This is a genomic window from Psychromonas sp. KJ10-2 (genome assembly GCF_047323255.1).
Taxonomy (GTDB): Bacteria; Pseudomonadota; Gammaproteobacteria; order Enterobacterales; family Psychromonadaceae; genus Psychromonas.
The window spans coordinates 1,200,127-1,222,502 of record NZ_CP178827.1; the positions used below are offsets into that span (position 1 = coordinate 1,200,127).

At 39.1% G+C, this 22,376-nt stretch carries 15 protein-coding genes and 1 pseudogene; 2 read left to right on the forward strand and 14 right to left on the reverse strand.

Going from position 1 to position 22,376, the window contains the following annotated elements; all coding sequences use genetic code 11:
- Nucleotides 1-22: 22 nt before the first annotated feature.
- The 11 genes and pseudogenes from ACLKL2_RS05835 to gyrA form a co-directional block, all read right to left on the reverse strand.
- On the reverse strand, nt 23-3,940 hold the full coding sequence (locus ACLKL2_RS05835) for a YhdP family protein (RefSeq protein WP_413693704.1): 3,918 nt from the start codon (nt 3,938-3,940) through the stop codon (nt 23-25).
- Between the two features lie 107 nt (nt 3,941-4,047).
- A complete protein-coding gene (gene rng, locus ACLKL2_RS05840; RefSeq protein ID WP_113819589.1) occupies nt 4,048-5,520 on the reverse strand; it encodes a ribonuclease G in 1,473 nt (490 codons plus the stop codon).
- Nucleotide 5,521: 1 nt separating this feature from the next.
- Nucleotides 5,522-6,091 (reverse strand): Maf family protein, encoded by a 570-nt coding sequence (locus ACLKL2_RS05845; RefSeq protein WP_413693705.1) that lies wholly within the window; start codon nt 6,089-6,091, stop codon nt 5,522-5,524.
- On the reverse strand, nt 6,091-6,345 hold the full coding sequence (gene mreD, locus ACLKL2_RS05850) for a rod shape-determining protein MreD (RefSeq protein ID WP_413693706.1): 255 nt from the start codon (nt 6,343-6,345) through the stop codon (nt 6,091-6,093). Before mreD (ACLKL2_RS05850) ends, ACLKL2_RS05845 begins: the two co-directional genes overlap by 1 nt.
- Nucleotides 6,290-6,574 carry a rod shape-determining protein MreD gene (mreD, locus tag ACLKL2_RS05855; protein ID WP_413693707.1) on the reverse strand — a complete coding sequence of 95 codons (285 nt, stop codon included), beginning with the start codon at nt 6,572-6,574 and terminating at the stop codon, nt 6,290-6,292. The genes mreD (ACLKL2_RS05850) and mreD (ACLKL2_RS05855) overlap by 56 nt, the downstream gene beginning before the upstream one ends.
- Nucleotides 6,558-7,439 (reverse strand): rod shape-determining protein MreC, encoded by an 882-nt coding sequence (gene mreC, locus ACLKL2_RS05860; RefSeq protein ID WP_113819586.1) that lies wholly within the window; start codon nt 7,437-7,439, stop codon nt 6,558-6,560. The genes mreD (ACLKL2_RS05855) and mreC overlap by 17 nt, the downstream gene beginning before the upstream one ends.
- Before the next feature lie 50 nt (nt 7,440-7,489).
- A complete protein-coding gene (locus ACLKL2_RS05865; RefSeq protein WP_113819585.1) occupies nt 7,490-8,527 on the reverse strand; it encodes a rod shape-determining protein in 1,038 nt (345 codons plus the stop codon).
- Between the two features lie 337 nt (nt 8,528-8,864).
- Nucleotides 8,865-10,156 (reverse strand): annotated as a pseudogene (gene aroA / locus ACLKL2_RS05870) (3-phosphoshikimate 1-carboxyvinyltransferase).
- Nucleotides 10,157-10,170: 14 nt separating this feature from the next.
- Nucleotides 10,171-11,277, reverse strand: coding sequence for a histidinol-phosphate transaminase (hisC, locus tag ACLKL2_RS05875; RefSeq protein ID WP_413693708.1), 1,107 nt, complete (start codon nt 11,275-11,277; stop codon nt 10,171-10,173).
- 32 nt (nt 11,278-11,309) lie between these two features.
- Nucleotides 11,310-12,398, reverse strand: coding sequence for a 3-phosphoserine/phosphohydroxythreonine transaminase (gene serC / locus ACLKL2_RS05880; RefSeq protein WP_413693709.1), 1,089 nt, complete (start codon nt 12,396-12,398; stop codon nt 11,310-11,312).
- Between the two features lie 59 nt (nt 12,399-12,457).
- Nucleotides 12,458-15,178, reverse strand: a complete 2,721-nt coding sequence (gene gyrA / locus ACLKL2_RS05885; protein ID WP_413693710.1) for a DNA topoisomerase (ATP-hydrolyzing) subunit A — start codon at nt 15,176-15,178, stop codon at nt 12,458-12,460.
- A 424-nt stretch (nt 15,179-15,602) separates the two neighbouring features.
- On the opposite strand from gyrA, the gene ubiG reads away from it, so the two are divergent.
- A complete protein-coding gene (gene ubiG, locus ACLKL2_RS05890) occupies nt 15,603-16,262 on the forward strand; it encodes a bifunctional 2-polyprenyl-6-hydroxyphenol methylase/3-demethylubiquinol 3-O-methyltransferase UbiG (RefSeq protein WP_413694263.1) in 660 nt (219 codons plus the stop codon).
- Nucleotides 16,263-17,077: 815 nt separating this feature from the next.
- Here the strand turns inward: ubiG and ACLKL2_RS05895 are convergent.
- The 3 genes from ACLKL2_RS05895 to ACLKL2_RS05905 form a co-directional block, all read right to left on the reverse strand.
- On the reverse strand, nt 17,078-17,377 hold the full coding sequence (locus tag ACLKL2_RS05895; protein WP_413693711.1) for a 2OG-Fe(II) oxygenase: 300 nt from the start codon (nt 17,375-17,377) through the stop codon (nt 17,078-17,080).
- Nucleotides 17,378-17,724: 347 nt separating this feature from the next.
- Nucleotides 17,725-18,489, reverse strand: a complete 765-nt coding sequence (locus ACLKL2_RS05900) for a hypothetical protein (RefSeq protein ID WP_413693712.1) — start codon at nt 18,487-18,489, stop codon at nt 17,725-17,727.
- A gap of 462 nt (nt 18,490-18,951) precedes the next feature.
- On the reverse strand, nt 18,952-20,355 hold the full coding sequence (locus ACLKL2_RS05905; RefSeq protein WP_413693713.1) for an ATP-dependent nuclease: 1,404 nt from the start codon (nt 20,353-20,355) through the stop codon (nt 18,952-18,954).
- A 549-nt stretch (nt 20,356-20,904) separates the two neighbouring features.
- Here ACLKL2_RS05905 and purT point away from each other — a divergent pair.
- Nucleotides 20,905-22,095 carry a formate-dependent phosphoribosylglycinamide formyltransferase gene (gene purT / locus ACLKL2_RS05910; protein WP_413693714.1) on the forward strand — a complete coding sequence of 397 codons (1,191 nt, stop codon included), beginning with the start codon at nt 20,905-20,907 and terminating at the stop codon, nt 22,093-22,095.
- The last annotated feature ends 281 nt before the right edge of the window (nt 22,096-22,376 follow it).

Genomic DNA, 22,376 nt, shown 5'->3' on the forward strand with positions numbered 1-22,376 from the left:
TTATTACTCCTTAGCAGAGCTGCTATTTAGTTGTGTTATTAGCTTGGTTATCTTCTAACTTTTCTAATACTTCACTATTTTGTAACTTCACTGAGCCTTTTAATCTATCTTCAATAGTAATTTTAGGATCAGAGATAGGTCCTTTTGCTGAAAAATCAACACGCACAATGGTATCGACGACAGGCTCCAGAATCTTGGTCAGCATCAGTACCGCTGCACCAGTTAATGGGTTAATCGCAAAGGCCGCTAATACCGGTAAGCTAGAGGTAACTGCAGGGCTGTAACTAAAACGATAATTAACATTTAAGTTTGGTAAATCAATTAAGCCTTCACCGGATATTTTGCCCGCTGAACCATCTAAAAAGTAATCATCATTTTTTAGAATACCGTTGCTGATTTTCGCCGATAAAGACATAGTATCGAACCCTAAGCCTTTAGAGAATACATCATCAAACTCTAAGTTAAGACTGCGACGTATCGCATCTAAACTTAAAAAACTTAATAGACGAGCGCCTTTATCGTCCACTTCGGTAATTTGCCCATTTTCTACATCAACAGCCAAATCACCATCTAAAGAATCAAAGTTAAATTGCCAAGGCGCACCTACCCAATTTAATGCGCCACTTAGTTCACCCTGTTGGTAATTCATTGGGCTTTTATAACCTAAACGGCGAACAATATTCGTGTTACTACTGCCCTTTGCATCAAAAATGATATTAGTACGGCGCTGATCCCATACTCCAGAGATAGTGGTCGCCTGCTCTTTTTCACCGAGTTGCACATAGTCTATGTTATATCGAGATTTACTCGGAAACACATGTACTTTTAGCGGAGAGAATGACATTTGATTATAGATACACACGACACAGTCTAAAAAGACTTCCGGATAATCTAAACGAAGGTTATCACTTGGCTCAGCTAAAGCCGAGGACTCGGGTTGTGCAAAGGTATCCTCTACAGCTTGCATATCTAAAGATTGGAAGTTCATATTTTGGATATTGATATCGTAACGATCTGGTATCCCTTTACGGTATTCAAGGCTGGCGAGGAGATCATCACCCTGCACATTAATGCCAAGCTTCTTATCTCCCTGCTGTAAATCAGCGGCTAAATTTACAATGGGTTGTTCAAATAGCTCCGCATGTTTTACATTTAAATAAAGGTGATCAAGCTGTATTAATGCTTGCTCACTCTCTGTTTGCGATTGATTTTGTAAGTGATCTTTAACGACAGTGACCCAAGGCGTTAAATTCACTCTTGATTCATTAATGCGTATTACTTGTTTACTCTTATCAATAGGTTGGCTTAACTGCTCACCTAACCCTAAGTAAAAGTATTTAAGTTGTAGTTGCTGATCTGGATAATGGAGTTCACCCAATGAGGTTAACTTATTGGAGATTAACGCATCCCAACGTATTCCATCTTGGTCGCCATTAACATTCACTTTACTTGGCCAAGACTGCAATGCATTTTTGTTATAGGGTGCAGGTAAGTTGATTTTAGTACCCTGTAAAGGAGACGTAATATTCACCCCAAACTGATACTTACCTTGCTCTTGGCTAAAATTAACTTGTCCTTGCCAATCTAAGTTACCACTTAACTGAAGTGATGCTAAATCCGCTTGATGGCGGCTTAGTTTCCCCATATCCCACTGACCAAACAGGCTGACCAGTAGTTGGTATTTACCTTCTTTGTCATCACTGGAAAAGGAGAAATTAACAGGTTGTTCAAGTAAATTGGCAGTTAAACCATCCCCTTCAAAATGATCATCAGTAAAGCTGAAACTCCCCTGCGTATTTTCTAACAACAAGTTGGTTGTATCACTGAGTTTGATATTGACATCATTACCAGCCAGCTCAAAATCACCTGTAACCTGTACTTCACCGTTTTCTTTTGCAAAAGGAATGGATAAACCCAGTGTGCCTTGCAAGTTATCGCTGATTTGTAGCGTATCATTAACTTGTTGCAGACTCTCCTTAATCGGTGATTTGACTAGGTATTGCATAATTGCATCGGCTTTTTGATCGATTTCCGCCGATATTTCAATCCCTCCATTACTCGCAAGATGCGCAATCTTAGCCGATAGTTTATCTATCTTCATACTGCCTAACTTAGCTTTTTTGCTATCCATGTATAAGGCATCATTTTCAAATAATAGGTCTAAGTCTAAATCGTATAACCCATGCCATTCACCAAAAAAGTCATACTGTGCATTTTTAAGCGGCACATAGGCTTGGAAAATACCTTGATTATCTTTAAATGGATAAGCGCTTAATGGTCCATCCCATAATATCTTCGCACCATCTGCAGTCCCTTCTTGAATGGCAGACTGAAGATAACTAAAGACCCCCTCACCCATCGCTTCAATCGGTAAATAGTGCTGTGCTTTACCCGCATCATTTAAGGATGCGTAGGAATACAAGCGTAAATAGGGGCTAGTATCTTGTTGCTCTTGATTAGGGAAAAATAAAGAGAATTGAGAGGTACTTTTAAGATCGTCGGTTTCAATCTCTACACCGTTACTGGCAAGGGTTACCCCTGTTTCACCAACATGCCAATGTAAATCGATTTCCCCTTTTTGTAAGGGCATTGCACGGTTGAATTGACCATCAAAATTAATGCTTTGTGGTGGTAATGAGATAGATGCATGACCGCTATCTTGATCCGCTGTCACCTTAATATCAGCATTATTGATACCAGGAATAATATCGTTAGCTTGGTTACTAAAGCCATCAATCTTTGCGTTAACGGTTAATTGCCCAATCGGGTTAAAGCTCATATTAAATTGACTTAACTTACCTCCCACCTCTAAATCAGAAACATACTCAAGCTGTTGCTCAGAGAGCGAGGAAAAGAGTAAAGCAAAGGGAGTGATAGCGTTGACATTAATCCCGTTTAAGTCGAACTTACCAAAACGTCCGACGTCACCATGTCCGGCAATACGTACATCATGTAAAGGGGTATAATTATGGGTAATATTAAGGTCATAACTATCAAATAACCAATGCTCATTATCATAGCTAAATTGCATGGAGCCATCGTTAATTTGCCAACTTTCCGACTCCCCTAACATCGTCCATGCGATTTCCGAGTTATCCCACAATAACTGCATATTTTTGAAGCCATCAACATCAAAGTCACTCCATAATCGGAATGATACCACTGCAGAAGCGAGCTCCGCGGCAGGGTTAACCTGAGGTTTTAAATATTCAGTGGCATTCAGGTTTTCAGCATGAGCATATAAACTACCTACTAACTTGTCTTGGGAATCTTCTGCGTCACCAGTGACATCAATAATAAACTCTAATGTATTGTCACCCAGAGTATTAGGTAATGAAGCCTTACCTACCCCTTGATGTTGCTCACCATCGTTTAACCAACTGAGGTCTTGGATTAAAATGGTCTTTTGATTATAAAGATGATCGGTAAAACGAATGCGGCTCTCAGTGATTGAAAAAGAGCTTAGACGCAGTAGTAAAATATTCTTTAATGAATCAATAGTACCTTGTGAACCGCTGTCACCTTCTGTATCGGAAAACTGTCCCAAACCATCCGTATTTAAGGTGGATTTAAGCAGTAAATCAGCGCCTTTAATAGAGATATCATTAAATACAAGCTGTTGCTTTTGTAGGCTTTCTAGAAAGTCTAAATGCAGAAAAAGGTTATTAATTTTTAATTCGAAGGGCAATACTTCGGTTTCAGTGAAGGTAACATTATTTAAGGTTAAAACTAAACCAGAGAAATCGATCCCTGCAGATACCTTATCGGCATCCACATTAATATCATGTTCAGCGGCGACCCACTCAACCAGTTGCGCTTTATAATCCTCAACGCCATTGATGGCAAATCGAGCAGCCGTGAGTACTACGGCTAAGACAATTAATGTCACGACCAATAGTACTACTAAGCATTTCATACACTTTAAAGTAAAATGTTTCAAAAATGAAAACCCATTTACCGTCCTTTTACTGCATTACCAGTACCAATTAAGAGAGTAGTTATCAATATTAATACGCTTTGATATAAAAGCAATTAACCACACTTTAACTAATTCATTACTACATCAAACTGCTCAGGTCCATACATTGGCTCAGCATGAATTTCAACGCGTTTTTGCATAAAGACAATCAACTCACCTAAGTTATAAGACTCATCCCCTTTTAACGCTTCGGCCACTGCAACTGAGGCATAAACAGAAAAACGTTCTGCAGAGTACGCACGGTCAACACGTAATATTTCACGTAATATCTCATAACAGACGGTTTCTACGGTTTTAACATAACCACGACCATTACAGGTTTGACATTCGCCACAGAAAATATGTTCAAGGCTTTCATGGGTGCGCTTGCGTGTCATCTCAATCAAGCCTAATGGCGAGAAATCATTAATATGCGTTTTAACACGATCCTTTGCTAAGGCTTTTTCTAAACTATTAAATACTCGGCGACGATGCTCTACTGACTTCATATCAATAAAATCGAGTATGATAATGCCACCTAAGTTACGTAACCTTAATTGACGGGCAATCGCCAAAGTCGCTTCAATATTCGTATTAAAAATTGTCTCTTCAAGGTTACGATGCCCAACAAATGCACCGGTATTAATATCTACCGTGGTCATCGCCTCGGTTTGGTCAATAATTAAATAACCGCCTGACTTTAACTCTACTTTACGATTTAACGCACGTTGTACTTCATTCTCAACATCAAAAAGATCAAAGATTGGGCTCTCACCATCATAATATTCAACCTTACCCTCTAACTCAGGTACAAAATCAGCGCTGAATTTAGATAACTCTTTAAAGCTTAATTTAGAGTCAATACGTACGCGGTCGATTTCATTACCCACAAAGTCACGCAAAATACGGAATGCTAACCCTAAATCCTGATAAAGCATCTTGTTTTTTGATTGGGTACGTTGCTTACGAGTGACCACTTTTCGCCAAACCCGTTGCAAGAAAGCCGCATCGTTTCTTAACTCTGCTTCAGGCGCACCTTCGGCAGCAGTACGAATGATAAAACCACCCAACTCATCCACGCAGGATTGGGTGATACTTTTTAAGCGTTCACGCTCTTCAGCGCTTTCAATACGCTGTGAAACGCCCACATGCGTAGTGTCTGGCATAAATACCAGATAACGTGACGGTAAAGTAATATCCGTAGTTAAACGTGCACCTTTTGTTCCTAATGGGTCTTTCACCACTTGCACGATAATATTTTGGCCAGGTCTCACTAGGGTAGAAATATCAGCCACTTTACGTTTATCTTTTTCTGGACCGGTAAAACATTCTGCATGTAAGTCGATATCAGAAGCATGTAAAAATGCCGCTTTTTCTAAACCAATATCAACAAACGCAGCTTGCATGCCGGGTAAAACGCGCGTCACTTTACCTTTGTAGATGTTACCTGCGATACCCTTACTGACTTGACGCTCTATATGTAACTCTTGTAAAACACCCCCTTCGATCAACGCAACGCGTGTCTCAGTTGGGGTAATATTCATTAATAATTCAACAGACATGTTAAGCCTCTTCAAAGCGTTTAATAAGTTGTGCCGTTTCGTAGAGAGGCAACCCTACTACAGCACTATAACTACCGGATATATGCGTTACGAATTGCCCAGCAATTCCTTGAATGCCATAACCACCCGCTTTATCTTGTGGTTCGCCTGTTTCCCAATAGTCTGAGATTTCTTGATCACTGAGGTTTTTAAAGGTTACATCAGTAGTAACCAGTTGCACTGCCTGTTGTTGCGCAGAGACTAACGCTACTGCCGTGAATACTTGGTGAGTATTACCTGATAAACGATTCATCATCTGTTTTGCATGCAACTTATCCTGCGGCTTTTCCATCACAATACCATCGCACACCACAATCGTATCTGCACCAAGCACCACACCTTGCTGTTTGTTATTATGCAAACCTGCTAAGGCTTTTTCTAAGGCTAATCGCTGTACATAATGCTCAGCACTTTCAGCGACCTGTTGGGTCTCATCGATGCCAGCTTTAATACGTTGATACTCAACGTTAATTTGTAACAGTAATTCACCACGACGTGGAGAGCCTGATGCTAGTAATAGTTTGAATGGCATTAACTTACCTTATAACGAACACGCAGATAGCGCATAAATAGAAAGAACCAAGGCCAAATCAACATGGAAGTAAAGATCGACCAAAAATATGGACGATGTAAAATAATCTCCTGCATGCTGGAGGCTATCCAATACAACCCGAGTTTCGCAATAAAGATAAACAACCCCAGCAATAAAGTAGTTTGTACTAAAGTGAAGTTACGAAAACGTTGGAAATTGATACTGGTTAAATACGCCAACAATGAAAACAGCAAACCATGCGTCCCTAATGTTGAACCTAATAATGAGATCCAAGATTAAACCTAGTATAAAGGCATGGCCGATGTTCACTCTATGCGGTAGCGCAATAATCCAGTAAAAAATCACTAAAATCATCCAATTAGGACGAAATGCATTAAACATAATAGGCAGCGGAAAAATATCAGCCACCAAACAGACAAAGAAAGTCAGATAGATAACTCTATAACTATTCAACAGGGGCATCGAATTCTTCCGGAGAGTCTAATGTTAAATCAGCATCAGCTAATGGATCATCATTCCATAGCAATAATAAGTAGCGGCTTCTGTCTAAGTCAGCAACTGGTGTTGCGGTTACCGTCGCATATAACTCACCTTCTTGGTAATCAAAACGGCTAATTTTAGCCACCGGATAACCAGCAGGGAAACGCCCACCTAAACCAGAGGTGACTAACAAGTCGCCCTCTTTGATGTCGGCATTACTTTGCACAAAAGGGACTTTCAGTTGATCCCAAGCACCACTACCATGGACAACTGCGATCACATCATTACGTTGTACACGCACAGGAATACCATGTGTTGCATCGACAATTAACACCACTCGACTAGTGGTACTACCCACTTGTGAGACTTGTCCAACCACACCCTGCTCATTAATTACAGGTTGGCCTAAATACACGCCGTTTAATGCACCTTTATCAATCAATAACTGATGTGTGAAAGGGTCTGAGCGTAAACTCATCACCTCGGTGATCATACGTTTATATTTAAACTTTCTTTCTGAGTTTAACAGTTGGCGAAGTTGTTTATTTTCACTTTGTAACTGCCCTAATAACAGGCGGTCAGCTTTTAAGTGTAAATTGTCTTTTTCTAATTGTTGATTACGGTCGACGAGTGCTTGTCTGGTCATGATGTTTTCAGAAAATGAACTGAATATTTTCTGTGGCGCATCAGCAACATATTGGATAGGTGAAACAATCGAATTTAAGTAGACACGAGCCGAAGAGAATAAATTGAACTGACTATCAGCGATCATTAATCCCACACAACAGGCTATCACAATGGATAGCCTAAGTATGAAAGAAGGACCGCGGGTAAAAATTGGTTTCATGGGGGTTTCTATTGAATGTTAACGCAGGGATCAACCTGCGTTAATTGATATCAATCTCCGTTAAAGACATCACCACCATGTGTATCGATCATCTCTAATGCCATACCGCCACCACGTGCAACACAGGTAAGAGGATCATCAGCAACAATCACTGGGATGCCAGATTCTTCAGACAACAGACGGTCAAGCTCGCATAATAATGCACCACCACCTGTTAGGACCATACCTTGCTCAGCGATATCAGCTGCAAGCTCTGGCGGAGTTTTCTCTAGTGCTAACATCACAGCTGAAACAATACCGCTCAATGGCTCTTGTAATGCTTCTAAAATCTCATTGCTGTTGAGCGTAAAGCTACGCGGCACACCTTCAGCGACATTGACACCACGTACTTCAATCTCTTTCACTTCATCAATTGGGTAAGCAATAGCAATGCTGTGCTTGATACGTTCAGCGGTAATTTCACCAATTGTACAACCGTAGTTACGACGTACATAGTTGATGATTGCTTCATCAAATTTATCACCACCGATACGTACAGACGCAGAGTAAACGATACCATTTAATGAGATAACAGCGACTTCAGTAGTACCACCACCGATATCAACAACCATTGAACCTTTTGCTTCAGATACAGGCATGCCAGCACCAATTGCCGCAGCCATTGGCTCATCAATTAAGAATACATCGCGTGCGCCTGCGCCCATTGCAGATTCACGAATAGCACGACGCTCAACTTGGGTTGAACCACAAGGCACACATACTAAAACACGTGGGCTAGGACGCATAAAGCTGTTGTTATGCACTTGTTTGATAAAATGTTGTAACATTTTTTCAGTGATATAGAAGTCAGCAATGACACCGTCTTTCATTGGACGAATTGCTTGAATATTGCCAGGTGTTTTACCTAACATCTGCTTTGCAGCACTACCTACAGCGGCAACCCTTTTGCCATTTTTATCCATTCGAATTGCAACTACAGAAGGCTCATCCAAGACTATACCTTGGTCTTTTACGTATATAAGGGTATTTGCAGTCCCTAAATCGATCGATAAATCGTTAGAAAACATACCGCGGAACATTTTAAACATGAATATTTCCAAAAGAAGCGAATAAAAGTAATTCGCGTACTCTACCAACCCGCTAAAAATACAGCAAGAAAAGAAAGTGAAAAGCTTGCTTTTACTGGTATTAGCGAGCACAAATTAGTTATTTTGATCACCGTCGAAGGGTTACCAAGATAACATTCAACTATCCGTCTATTTTTCAACCAGCAACAATCTGAATATGTCTATCGACAAATCTACCTAAACAGACACAAAGAAACAAAAATAGTTTCTACTTTTAAGTGAACAAGTAGTTCAAAAACAGATGAAATTTTAGTTATAAAAAAACCTACCGAAGTAGGTTTTTAATACATTAATAATCTTAATGGCTCACTGCTGCTAATTTTTCAAAGTAATCAGGGAACGTTTTAGACGTACACTTAGGATCATTAATAGTCACAGGTGTATCGCTTAATGCCACTAATGAAAAACACATCGCCATACGGTGATCATCATAGGTATCAATCTCGGCATGTTTAAGCTGTGCAGGCGGTGTCACTTCAATAAAGTCATGGCCTTCAATCACTTCAGCGCCCACTTTACGTAGCTCCGTTGCCATTGCATATAAACGGTCAGTCTCTTTCACACGCCAGTTATAAACGTTAGTGATTTTAGTCGTCCCTTCAGCAAATAAAGCAGCAACTGCAATGGTCATCGCCGCATCAGGAATATGGTTCATATCCATATCAATCGCTTTTAGCTGACCTTTGCTGGCTTTAATGTAATCATCGCCCCATTCAATATTTGCGCCCATCGCTTCTAAGGCATCAGCAAACTGAATATCACCCTGTACTGATTTTTTACCAATACCAGTTACTTTAATGCTACCGCCGCCAATCGCCGCAGCCGCTAAAAAGTAAGAAGCCGATGAAGCATCACCTTCTACTAGGTAATTGCCTGCCGCTTGGTAAGTTTGACCACCTTTAATTACAAAGCGCTGGTATTCACCATCAACATTCTCTACTTCAACACCAAAATCTTGCATGATTTGTAAAGTAATTTTAATGTAAGGTTTTGATACTAACTCACCGACAATGTTAATCGTTGTATCTTCAGAAGCCATTGGTGCAGACATTAAAAATGCCGTTAAGAATTGGCTTGAAACACTACCATCAATACTAATCTCACCGCCTTTTAGGCCAGTTCCTTTAATCTTTAAAGGTGGGTAGTTTTCATCTTTTAAGTAAGTAACATCTGCGCCAGCTTGCTTAAGTGAGTCAACTAATGAACCAATTGGACGTTCAAACATACGTGGTTCGCCCGTCAAGGTATATTCGCCTTGACCTAAACATAATGCAGCACATAAAGGACGCATCGCAGTCCCCGCATTCCCTAAGAAAAGCTCAATATCACCTAACGCTTGGGTATTGAATGCACGACCAAGACCTTCTACAACACACTGCTTTTTATCAGCAGAAAGCGTGTAATTAACGCCTAACTTTTTTAACGCATTTAACATGTGACGAATATCATCACTGTCTAATAAGTTAGTTAACGTGGTCGTTCCTTCGGCCAGTGCCGCTAATAATAATGCGCGGTTTGACAAGCTTTTTGACCGGGTAGATTAATCTCGCCATCGACTTGTTTAATCGGGTTTAATAATAACTGTTTCATTCTATCTGTTTCTCTTATTGCAAATTTAAAACACGGGTGAGTGCTTGTTTAAAACGTTGATTCTCGGCATCCGTACCGATACTAATACGTAAATGTTGTGGTAAACCATAACCGGTGATCGGTCTTACAATCACCCCTTCTAGCAAGAGTTTTTGGTAAACTTCATCGCCCGACTGACCAACATTTACCGTAATAAAGTTACCCATTGATGGGATGTACTGTAAATTATTTGCGTCAAAAAAAGCACTTAAGTCTTTCATGCCCGCATCATTTAAGCGCACACTATCAGCTAGGTACTGCTCATCTTGTAAGATAGTTTCCGCTGCTTTTAATGCTAAAGCATTACAGTTAAACGGTTGACGTACACGATTTAAAATATCAGCAATATCTGGGTGAGAAATGCTATAACCGACACGCAAGCCAGCTAAGCCATACGCTTTAGAGAAAGTACGTGTCACAATCAGGTTTGGAAACTCAGTGATCCAAGCAATCGCATTACCACGACGCTCAGCTGATGCATATTCAAAATACGCTTCATCTAAGACCACTAACACATTACTTGGCACCTGCTTCAAGAATCCTTTAATCTCATCTTGCTCTAAAAAAGTACCCGTTGGATTATTAGGGTTAGCAATAAAGATCAGTTTGGTTTTATCTGTGATCGCCGCAGCCATCGCATCCAGATCGTGACCATAGTCTTTTGCTTTTACTACCACAGCAGTTGCGCCAATGGCTTGCGTTACCAATGGGTAAACCACAAAAGCATGCTCAGCAAACATCACTTCATGGCTATTATCCACAAAAGCACGTGCAATCAGTTCTAATAAATCGTTAGAGCCGTTACCTAAGGTAATTTGATTTAGTGCCACTGCATATTTATCAGCTAATGCCTGTTTAAGGTAATAACCATTAGCATCTGGATAGCGTGTTAATTCCGTTAACTCTTGTTGTAATGCGGCTTTAACTGAGTCGCTCAATCCAAGTGGATTTTCATTAGAGGCTAACTTAACAATATCGGTTAATCCCAACTCACGCTCTAATTCATCAGTTGGTTTACCTGCTTGGTACGGGCGCAACTTTTGCACGCCTGTATTTGCCAAGCTTAAAAAATCATTACTCATTTTACTTCCTTTCAATCACTTCTGTGACGAGATTATGCGTAGCGTTTTTCGAATTCAGCCATAAAATCAACTAAGGCTTGTACACCTTCAATTGGCATCGCATTATAAATACTCGCACGCATTCCACCCACTAGTTTGTGGCCTTTAAGCGTTAATAAACCAGCTTGTTTCGCTTCGCTTAGGAAGGTTTCATTAAGGCTATCATCGGCTAAGGTGAAAGGAATGTTCATACGACTACGTACGCTTTTATCTACGTTATTGCTGTAGAAAGGAGATCTATCGATGGCGTTGTACAGGAGTTCTGCTTTAGCAATATTCTTTTTCTCAACTTCGGCAATGCCACCCTGCGCTAATAACCATTTAAACACCAAACCCGCTAAATACCATGAGTACGTTGGCGGCGTGTTATACATAGAATCAGCGTTTGCTTGAATTTCGTAATCAAAGATTGATGGAATCGCTTTACGCGCTTTACCCACTAAGTCTTCACGTACAATAACAATAGCTAAACCAGATGGGCCGATATTTTTTTGGGCACCGGCGTAGATTAAACCAAACTTACTGATGTCCAATGGACGAGATAAAATAGTCGAGCTCATATCTGCCACTAACGGCACAATACCCGTTACAGGTACATCGAAAATTTCAATCCCTTCAATGGTTTCATTTGGACAGTAATGTAGGTAAGCAGCACCACTGTTAACAGGCCAATCATCACAAGGTTTAACAGTAATTTTACCGTCTTCCGTTGTGGTCATGATGTCTGTTTCTTTAATACGTGCGTGTTTCTTTGCTTCAACCACAGCAGACTTAGACCATTGTCCCGTCAGGATGTAATCAGCATCTAGGTTTTCACCTAATAAGTTAAGTGGAACCGCAGCAAATTGACCACGTCCACCACCTTGGCAAAATAATACTTTGTAATTGTCTGGTACTGACAGTAACTCACGTAAATCGGCTTCTGCTTGTTTAGCTAGTGCGATATATTCAGGGCTACGGTGACTGACTTCCATCACTGATACACCCGAGCCTTGCCAGTTACAAAATTCACTTTGTGCTTGTTGCATTACTGCTTCAGGTAACATTGCTGGGCCAGCACAAAAATTATAAATCTTACTCATTTTTATATCCCTTAAAACAAAATAAGCGGCTCTAGCCGCTTATTAATTGTAAATATTAACTACTCCGCTGTGTCAGTCTCTTGTTCATCAACGACGTCAGCAGGTGCTTCAGGTGTGCTACCTTGTTCTACAGAAGCGGCTGTTTCGCCTTCTTCATCTTCGTAAACAGGCACATCTTTAATTTCATCAATACGTTGTAGTGCAACGATTTTTTCATCTTCAGACGTACGGATCAGCGTAACACCTTGTGTATTACGACCCACTACTGATACCTCAGAAACACGAGTACGTACTAATGTACCCTTGTTAGAGATCAACATGATTTCATCGTTTTCATCAACCTGTACCGCGCCCACAACTTTACCGTTACGTTCGCTGACTTTGATTGAAATAACACCTTGCGTTGCACGGCTCTTAGACGAGTAATCTTCTAATGGAGTACGTTTACCGTAACCATTTTCAGTGGTTGTTAAGATATGACCCGTTTCGTTTGGTACGATCAATGAAACAACTTTACCGCCTTCGTTTAATTTAATACCACGAACACCGGTTGCTGTACGACCCATAGGACGAACACCTTTGAACTTGATTTCAGGGTTACCGTTTTCATCTAAAACAACGTTACCTTCTTCATCAGTCACTTCACTCTCTTCAGCTTCTTTAAAGCGCACCACTTTACCTGCATCAGAGAACAACATGATTTCATTGGTGCCGTCAGTTAATGCAACACCGATCAGTTCGTTATCATCAGTTAAGTTAATTGCAATCAGACCACTTGAACGTGGACGGCTGTAAGCACTTAATGCAGTTTTCTTAACCGTCCCGTTTGCTGTTGCCATGAATACGTATTTATCATCTTCATATTCACGTACCGGCAAGATAGCAGTAATACGTTCGCCCTCTTCAAGCGGCAAAATGTTCACAATTGGACGACCACGAGCTTGACGAGACGCTAATGGTAATTGGAATGTTTTCAGCCAGTACAAACGACCGCGTGTAGAGAAACATAGAATCGTATCGTGAGTACTTGCCACTAATAGTTTTTCAATGAAATCTTCATCTTTCATCTTAGTCGCTGCTTTACCTTTACCGCCACGACGCTGTGCTTCGTAGTCAGATAGAGGTTGGTACTTAACGTAACCTTCGTGAGACAGTGTGACGACCACATCTTCTTCAACGATTAAATCTTCCATACATAGGTCGGCTTCAGATTCAGTAATCTCAGTACGACGCGGATCAGCGAAGTTATCACGCACTTCTTCTAACTCTTCTTCGATCACTTCCATCAAACGAGCAGGACTTTCAAGGATGAACAATAGCGCAGCAATGACTTCTAATAGCTCTTTGTACTCACCTAAAATTTTCTCATGCTCAAGACCGGTTAATTTATGTAAACGTAAATCAAGAATCGCTTGCGCTTGGATTTCAGTCATAAAGTATTGGTTATCACGGATACCATACTCAACAGCTAACCCATCTGGGCGAGCTGCATCAACACCGCTTGCTTCTAACATAGAAGAAACAGCGCCTAAATCCCAACCACGTGCTTGTAGACCTAATTTAGCTTCAGCTGGTGTTGGAGATTGACGAATTAACTCAATGATCTCCTCGATATTAACCAGTGAAATTGCTAAACCTTCAAGGATATGAGCACGGTCATGGGCTTTACGTAATTCAAATACCGTACGGCGAGTAACCACTTCACGACGATGCAGAATAAACGCTTCTAACATCTCTTTTAGGTTGAATAATTTAGGCTGACCATGGTCAAGTGCTACAGCATTGATACCAAACGTAACCTGCATTTGTGTTTGTGCGTATAAGTTATTTAAAACAACCTCACCCACTTCACCACGCTTAACTTCAACCACCATACGCATACCGTCTTTATCAGACTCATCGCGTAATGCACTAATACCTTCAATTTTCTTATCTTTTACAAATTCAGCGATTTTTTCGATAAGACGCGCTTTATTCACTTGATAAGGTAATTCATGTACTACGATCGTTTCACGACCGGTTTTTTCATTAACTTCAACTTCCGCTTTAGCACGTACTTTAATTTTACCGCGGCCCGTTGTGTAAGCATCGATAATACCTTTACGACCATTGATAATACCCGCTGTTGGGAAATCAGGTCCTGGAACATGCTCAATTAACTCAGGGATCGTAATATCTTCATTTTTGATCAAGGCTAAACATGCATTGATCACTTCACCCAAGTTATGAGGTGGGATATTAGTTGCCATACCTACCGCAATACCCGATGAACCATTAATCAGTAGGTTTGGAATTTTTGTAGGCAGTACTTCAGGAATGAACTCAGTACCATCGTAGTTCGGTACGTAATCAACCGTCTCTTTTTCTAAGTCAGCTAATAATTCATGTGCTAACTTCTGCATACGGATCTCTGTATAACGCATCGCTGCCGCGCTATCACCATCAACAGAACCGAAGTTACCTTGACCATCAACCAACATGTAACGTAGTGAGAAGTCTTGCGCCATACGAACAATCGTATCGTATACGGCCGTGTCACCATGCGGATGGTATTTACCGATTACATCACCAACAACACGTGCTGATTTTTTATAAGGTTTGTTCCAATCATTACGTAAGATATTCATCGCAAATAAAACACGGCGATGTACTGGTTTTAGACCGTCACGTACATCGGGCAAGGCACGCCCTACGATCACGCTCATAGCGTATTCAAGATAAGAATTTTTTAATTCATCTTCAATATTAATTGGAGAAACGTCAGAGGCAAATTCGCTCATAGAAACTTAAATCCTTAATTTAGTGGAAATAGACTGAATTTAGTAAGAGATTGATAGTAGCACAAATGCATCTCAGCAAAAGGCTTTTAAGCAGCTAAATCGCCTGAGAATCGTTTTATGGGCGAATTTGAGGCATTTATCGTTTTAACGTTCATTTTTTAAACAGTTAAATTTTCAAATTAAAGCGCTCAGCGTCGCAAAATAAAATTCCCCATCGGAATTATTATCACGGTATAATCGTTTACTAGGTCAAATGACGCAATAATCAACGACATTAGCCCACTTTTATCTGCCACAACACATACAGGGTGCACACAGCATGGATCACAACACACCAACAACCATTTCAGCGTTAGAAGCAACATCAGAAGAGTTGATTTCAGAAAATAATGTTGATCAACAAGAGATTGAAAAATTCTCAGCAATGGCAGAACAATGGTGGGATTTAGAAGGTGATTTCAAACCTTTGCATATGTTAAACCCTACTCGTCTTGAATATATCGAACAAGGTGTACAAGGTTTGTTTGGTAAAAAAATCGTCGATGTAGGTTGTGGTGGCGGTATCCTAGCAGAAAGCATGGCCATTAAAGGGGCAGAAGTTACGGGTATCGATATGGCTCACGCCTCGTTACAAATCGCGCGTTTACATGCCTTAGAAACAGAAACTAAAGTCACTTATAAGAAAACCACAGCCGAGCAGTTTGCCGAAGCCAATGCACAACAGTTTGATGTAGTGACCTGTATGGAGATGTTAGAGCATGTGCCAGATCCAGCCTCAGTGATCCAAGCCTGTTGTGACTTAGTAAAACCAGGTGGCACAGTGTACTTTTCAACCATCAATAAAACCTGGAAAGCCTACTTAATGATGATATTAGGGGCAGAGCATGTGTTAAAATGGGTACCAAAAGGCACCCATGAATATGAAAAGTTCATCCGCCCTTCTCAGTTATTAAGCGCAATTGATAACACTCAGTTAAAGTGTGATGATTTATGTGGCGTGGAATATAGCCCGTTAGCGAGTAATTTTAAGATCACGAAGAATGTAGATGTAAACTATATGTTGAAGTGTACTAAAGCGGTTTAGTTCTTAGTTTTGGTTCGTCTTCGCTCATCAAGTTGAATTGATATTTCCGGCTTTGGATTTCCGCCCTAACGGCATGTTACTTTCTTTTGCGTGCCCAAAAGAGAGTAACCAAAGAAAAAGGCACACCGAATCGCTTTCTAGTCCAAATAATGATTACATTTTAAACGTACCGTTTCGAACGTGCATCCATGCACTAGTCTCAACTATCCCAAACATCCTGTTTGGTATTACTAAAATATAATCGTTATTTAGAAAAGCTCAACGGCGGGAAATTTTCGTAACCACTTTGAGCAAGGATTTATTTTAGCTAAAAATCAGGAATTGTTAGTTCAGTTTGTTAAATTAGTATTAAGCTTATAAAGTATGGGTTTTAGGGGCGCTGACTTTAATCTGCATGTTTTGACTTTGTGTTTTTTACGAATACTCGTCTGCGCTCGTTGAGACTAATTGATATTTCCAACTTTTATTACGCTCTAACTACCTGTTAAGTTAATATTAAGCTTATGAATAATAGGTTTTCGAGGGCTGGGTGAGTTAGCCGACAGGCTAGTTTCATGAACGGAAGAGCCCTTCGATTCCTTTTTTCAACCTGCTTGTTTTGACCTTGTGTTTTGTTTTGCTAGTACTCATCTGCGCCCGTCGAGGCTGATTGATGTTTATTAACATTGATTTCACCCTGACGGGGAGCGTTAGCCGCGCTGAATCTCACCTTATTAACTCATTAAACTTATTAATAAAAATGCTTAGGGTAAGTTTGGCTGCCCATACTTTTTATGTATCTCATTGATACTGTTTTCGAAAGAGTACGCAAAACATTATATATTTAATGCAAAACTGAGTAAGACACGTTTTCCTGATTCAATGTTAGTGACACTGTGTTCATACTTATCGGGTCTAAATAAATACACGCGGTTAAATAAGTTAATAATGCATTTTTTACACTTAAACACACCGCCCACTTTGGGCTGTACCAATATAAAATTAAGTTTGTAATAACGCCCTTTTTGAACATTATCAACGTGCGCCCTGACACTATGATTAATAGGATAAGTAACTAGATTTATCGAAAATAGCTTACTATAAAGAATGGTTCTATTTTTAATGGTTTCGGTCATATTGTCTCCATGCAGTTTACCTGTTTATTCTAGCATTGAGCCATCATGTAATAGTCCTGTTTAGCCATATCAAAATGCGATGAGATATAACCAAATAGCTTATTCATTAATACGTATTCTGTTCAAACCCCATTCATTTTGACCAGAACGAACCTAACCAACACCCTGTTTAAGTTTGTTAAAAGCAATGTATGATTTGGGAAGACTCTACGACGAGGAATTGTAGCCGCGTTGAGTATCAAATTATTCACTAACTCTTTGATAGAAAAACTTTAATGTATGGGTGTCCAGAACTTTATTTAAAATAAATAATATATGGGCATCCAGAACTTTTGTTGATTAGCTTGTTAGCTCACAGCAGATATTTGAGAACTTAGATTAGTTAATGGCGAGAATTCTTGTAGAAACTCTTGATTAAAATACGATACAAGCTCTTTTGATGAACTATACATTTTATTCGCTTGTTCAATTGAGCAACTGTTTTGCCAGCTTGCTGCAATTGTAGGTACAGACTTTGGGATTTTACCATTCGGTTTTTTGACAAAAAATTCAGAAACATTTTCGCTCCTACCATGAGCAAGAGCGTCTCTAGCATCAAATAATTGCTTGAACTGCTGTATAAATTTATCGTATTTAGGCTGTTCAGCATTACTGGCTTTTAATAAAGCTTTTAACTTATTCTTTGTTGATAACTTGTACTTTTTCTCTAATTCGTAAAACGAGAGTCCTGCATTAAAGTCACATTGAAAGTCTGCACGCTTGCCCTTCCATAAAGAAGATATAAGTGATTTTATTATTGTTTCAGTTTGTTTTTTATAACCTAGAGTCTCAGCTAGATTTACATGAAGAGGTAATTCGTTTTTAGGAAGTTCTTTTAGTATATTGTTAATTTCTACAGGATCCGTATCATCCAAAAACAAGTTTGCTCTAGCCTCATAATCGCATAATTTCTCACAAAGATAATTTAAATAACTTTCTACCATGAATGCAGTCAATGCAACGCTAGTTAAACCTGCACAGGTTTCTCCAAAATTATCAGCTTGTAAAGTTCTCTCTACTGAAGCTGAAAAGTATGCATGAGTATAAACTGTACCTTTCGATTGTCCTAACACAATGAGTTCTCCATTTTTAAAAGTGAGCTAACGCCACACACACCGGAATTTTGGGAGCGAAGCGAGTAAAATTCCGGTGTGAAGTGGCTTGTTACATTGTTATTCTGAAAATATTTTGACTAGGGCTTCATTCTTTATAAATTCAGTTTCTTTAAATAAGTCTGGATTAGTTTTTAACGTTCTTTGTATCTCAGACTTTAATTCACCAAAAACTTTTTTCCATACCTGTAGCGCTCAACGTTACCCTCATACTTTTTATTCAGTAAGCGAATTTGTTTTGCATAAGCCGATTGCTCAGGTTTATTGCTCTTCAGATCATGATCAATTAACCGATCTACAGAAGCATCCTTCGCTTTCAATGTTGCACTATGGATTAGTGTTTCAGCCTTCTCTATTGAAATTTCTTGATATAAAGCATTAATATGATTTGGACAAATATACTCTGACTCTAAATCTACACCTTTAGTAACGAAAAAATGAAACCATTTTTTCGACTCTATTTTTTATAGAGTCTATATCTTTATCATTATGATAATCTCTATCTCTATGAATAATTACTTGTATATCAGGTCTTTTATCTTTTAAATATTTACCCAGAATGAGTGCCGAACTTATTTGATTAGCACCAAGATAAGAGTAAAATTCAGTTACTTCTTCATTACAACCTTGTGCTTTAAAATATGAAATAACATGTTCATGCTTTTCATCCTCTGTTAAAACAACAAAACGTACACTATCTTCAAGTTGAACTAACTTAGACTTTAAGTCTTCAATTTCACTTTGATGCTCATATATTTTAGTCAAATAAGGAGTAATAATTGGAAGTAATCCCATACTTTCATGAAGTTCATTGGTTTTCTCATGTGAAACAACATCAACCTGAGTACAGCTATCTTCGCCTTGTGAAATGTAAAACGTATTTACATTATCGCCATCAGTTTGGTCAAGTGCATAAAATGCAGGAGAATGAGTTGTAATGAAAATTTGAATATCCTTTGAGTACTCTTTAAATGTTTTAGCTAACTCAAAGGCGTATCTTAATTCTAGATTATTTTCAGGTTCCTCAAAGCCCCAAATAGTATCGGGTTTAACATAACCCGCTCTTGATATACTTCGTTCTTGTTCTGACATATATTTTAAAATCACAGGTATATGTCTAATTTTTATTCCATCACCGCGTTGCTTTAAGTGGTAAGTATTACCACTTAGTCGAACACCAAAATCTAGATTAGAAAATAGCTGCTTAAAATCCGAGGGAACTTGAATTGTATTTGAAATCCCAATTTGTTCAGATAAATCTTCAGTTATTCCTTTAGTTATGTTTTGGATTCCACTTATGAACTCTTCACCTTGTGTAGATAAAATATCGGCATAAGCTTCATTCAGTACATCGTAAAGTTCCCCCATTAAAGCTGAAAAGTAATCTTGTCCCTTTATCGCAGGAATATATCTATATCTAATTTTATCTAACCATTGTGACACGCCATCTCTAGAAGGTACTTCATTACCACTTTCTATATATTTTCTTTCTTCAATGATCGACCCATCTTTTCTCCATCGTTTTGTCCACTTTAACGGCTTTGCATGCTTAAAACGTTTTTTAGGTGGCTCAATGACTAAATCTATTCTAATTTCATTTCTGGTACCCTTGCCAGTATTTGAGTGATAACAGTAATCTTCTGAAAATCTAAAGCGAGTATCTAAATCCGTTTCATTGTTAAAGAAAAGGTTTAATGCTCTCAACAAGTTCGATTTTCCTTGGTCATTTTGCCCTACAAAAATATTAAGATCTGAAAATTCTAATTTTTTGGTTACTGACTTTAATGAACGAAATTTTCTAATCTGAACAGACTTAATTATTTCCATTTAACGAGGAGACTCCATATTTCGACGCAATGTAACACTTTATTAGATAACAAAATGCCACCTTTCCAGTGGAATGGTGGCAAACATCTAATGATTGATAAGAGACTTAGACTACTGTAATTATCATTTTAATCAACAATTTAAAAATAAAAGTCAAAAGGAAGGCAGAAAAATGCAATATTTACAACGAAGAGATGACGTACATAAGAGCTGGACACCCATGCATTATTCAAAGTTGGACACCCATTGACTTTACTACGACAAAGAATGTAGCCGCGTCGAGTATCGGATTATTTATTAACTCACTGATATAAAAAACTTTAATGTATGGGTGTCCAGTATTTGGTATTTGAAACAATTGATTTGTTGGCTAACATCATTAAGTAGAACCATTCTGATCGATGGGCAGATCCATTGGATATAGTTGGCGAAAATATAAAATAATTAAAACGCTCCTTTCTTACTGTTAATCAATGCTAGCTAAACTCTTTTTCTGGTAGAATCCAAAACTTAATATCTCATCTTTTCATCCACATAAGAGTGAATTACATGACACATCCAATTTTAGGTACGGCAACATCGGCCAGTGCAACTAAGGCATTACTATTAGGCTCAGGCGAATTAGGCAAAGAAGTAGCTATCGAGCTACAACGTTTTGGCATCGAAGTGATTGCTGCTGATAGCTATGCAAATGCACCAGCAATGCAAATCGCACATCGTTCACATGTTGTCAGCATGCTAGATGGAAAACGCTTAGAAGAAATCATTCGCTTAGAAAACCCAGATTTTATTATTCCTGAAGTAGAAGCAATAGCAACTGATACCTTATTGGAGTTAGAGCAACAAGGTTTTAATGTTGTCCCGACTGCGCGTGCTGCAAAATTAACCATGGATAGAGAAGGCATTCGTCGTTTAGCCGCTGAAACGTTAAGCGTAAAAACTTCACCTTACATTTTTGCTGATACTAAAGAAGAGTATTTACAAGCCGTTAAAGAGATTGGCCAGCCTTGTGTCATTAAGCCTGTAATGAGTAGCTCAGGTAAAGGTCAAAGCGTAGTAAAAACGGACGCTGATTTAGATAACTCTTGGACTTATTCTCAAGAAGGTGGCCGTACTGGCGAAGGTCGTATTATTATTGAAGGCTTTGTTCCATTTGATTATGAAATTACTTTATTAACGGTTAGCGCGGTTGATGGCATACACTTTTGCGCCCCTATTGGCCATCGTCAAGAAGACGGTGATTACCGTGAATCATGGCAGCCACAAGCGATGTCAGAAGCAGCTTTACAGAAAGCTCAAGCTATTGCGACCAAGGTGGTTACTGAATTAGGTGGCTTTGGTTTATTTGGGATGGAATTTTTTGTAAAAGGTGATGAAGTTTACTTTAGCGAAGTCTCGCCTCGCCCACACGATACAGGCTTGGTGACTTTGATTTCACAGGACTTATCTGAGTTCGCTTTGCATGTGCGCGCTATTTTAGGTTTCCCTATTGGTAACATTACGCAATACGGCCCTTCAGCTTCGAGTGTTATTTTAGGTAATGGCACATCTCAAGATATCCAATTTGAAGGTGTAGTAACTGCGCTAGGCAAAGTAGCAGGTTCGCAGATACGTTTATTTGCAAAACCCAATATTAACGGTAGTCGCCGTTTAGGGGTCGCGATTGCTCGTGGTGACAATATTGAACAAGCCATTGATAATGCAAAATCTGTCAGTGCTGCTGTAAACATTGCTTATTAAATAAAGGCTTATTGCTGAACCTTGACATAGCCTTTACCTATTTTTCCAGAAATAACAAATGAAAAGCCAATATTGCCAAAGCAGTATTGGCTTTTTTATACGGTTTTATGGAATGCTATTATCAAGAAATAGCATTAGAGGTAATACCAATCACACTAATTAGCTGATCTATTTTACTTGCAAAGTACTGCCGCATTAGTTGAATTAACAAAAACCAACCAATTACGATAACACTTTATTCAAGGCTACTACGTCCATTTTTCCCGTTGAGTTTTCTTGAT

Bases quoted from the DNA above. Each gene is read 5' to 3' on its own strand.
- rng (WP_113819589.1), bottom strand. From the start codon at position 5,520: ATGTCTGTTGAATTATTAATGAATATTACCCCAACTGAGACACGCGTT.
- gyrA (WP_413693710.1), bottom strand. From the start codon at position 15,178: ATGAGCGAATTTGCCTCTGACGTTTCTCCAATTAATATTGAAGATGAA.
- mreD (WP_413693707.1), bottom strand. From the start codon at position 6,574: ATGCCCCTGTTGAATAGTTATAGAGTTATCTATCTGACTTTCTTTGTC.
- mreC (WP_113819586.1), bottom strand. From the start codon at position 7,439: ATGAAACCAATTTTTACCCGCGGTCCTTCTTTCATACTTAGGCTATCC.
- serC (WP_413693709.1), bottom strand. From the start codon at position 12,398: ATGAGTAAGATTTATAATTTTTGTGCTGGCCCAGCAATGTTACCTGAA.
- ACLKL2_RS05865 (WP_113819585.1), bottom strand. From the start codon at position 8,527: ATGTTTAAAATGTTCCGCGGTATGTTTTCTAACGATTTATCGATCGAT.
- hisC (WP_413693708.1), bottom strand. From the start codon at position 11,277: ATGAGTAATGATTTTTTAAGCTTGGCAAATACAGGCGTGCAAAAGTTG.
- ubiG (WP_413694263.1), top strand. From the start codon at position 15,603: ATGGCAGAACAATGGTGGGATTTAGAAGGTGATTTCAAACCTTTGCAT.
- ACLKL2_RS05845 (WP_413693705.1), bottom strand. From the start codon at position 6,091: ATGCCATTCAAACTATTACTAGCATCAGGCTCTCCACGTCGTGGTGAA.
- purT (WP_413693714.1), top strand. From the start codon at position 20,905: ATGACACATCCAATTTTAGGTACGGCAACATCGGCCAGTGCAACTAAG.
- ACLKL2_RS05905 (WP_413693713.1), bottom strand. From the start codon at position 20,355: ATGGAAATAATTAAGTCTGTTCAGATTAGAAAATTTCGTTCATTAAAG.
- ACLKL2_RS05895 (WP_413693711.1), bottom strand. From the start codon at position 17,377: ATGACCGAAACCATTAAAAATAGAACCATTCTTTATAGTAAGCTATTT.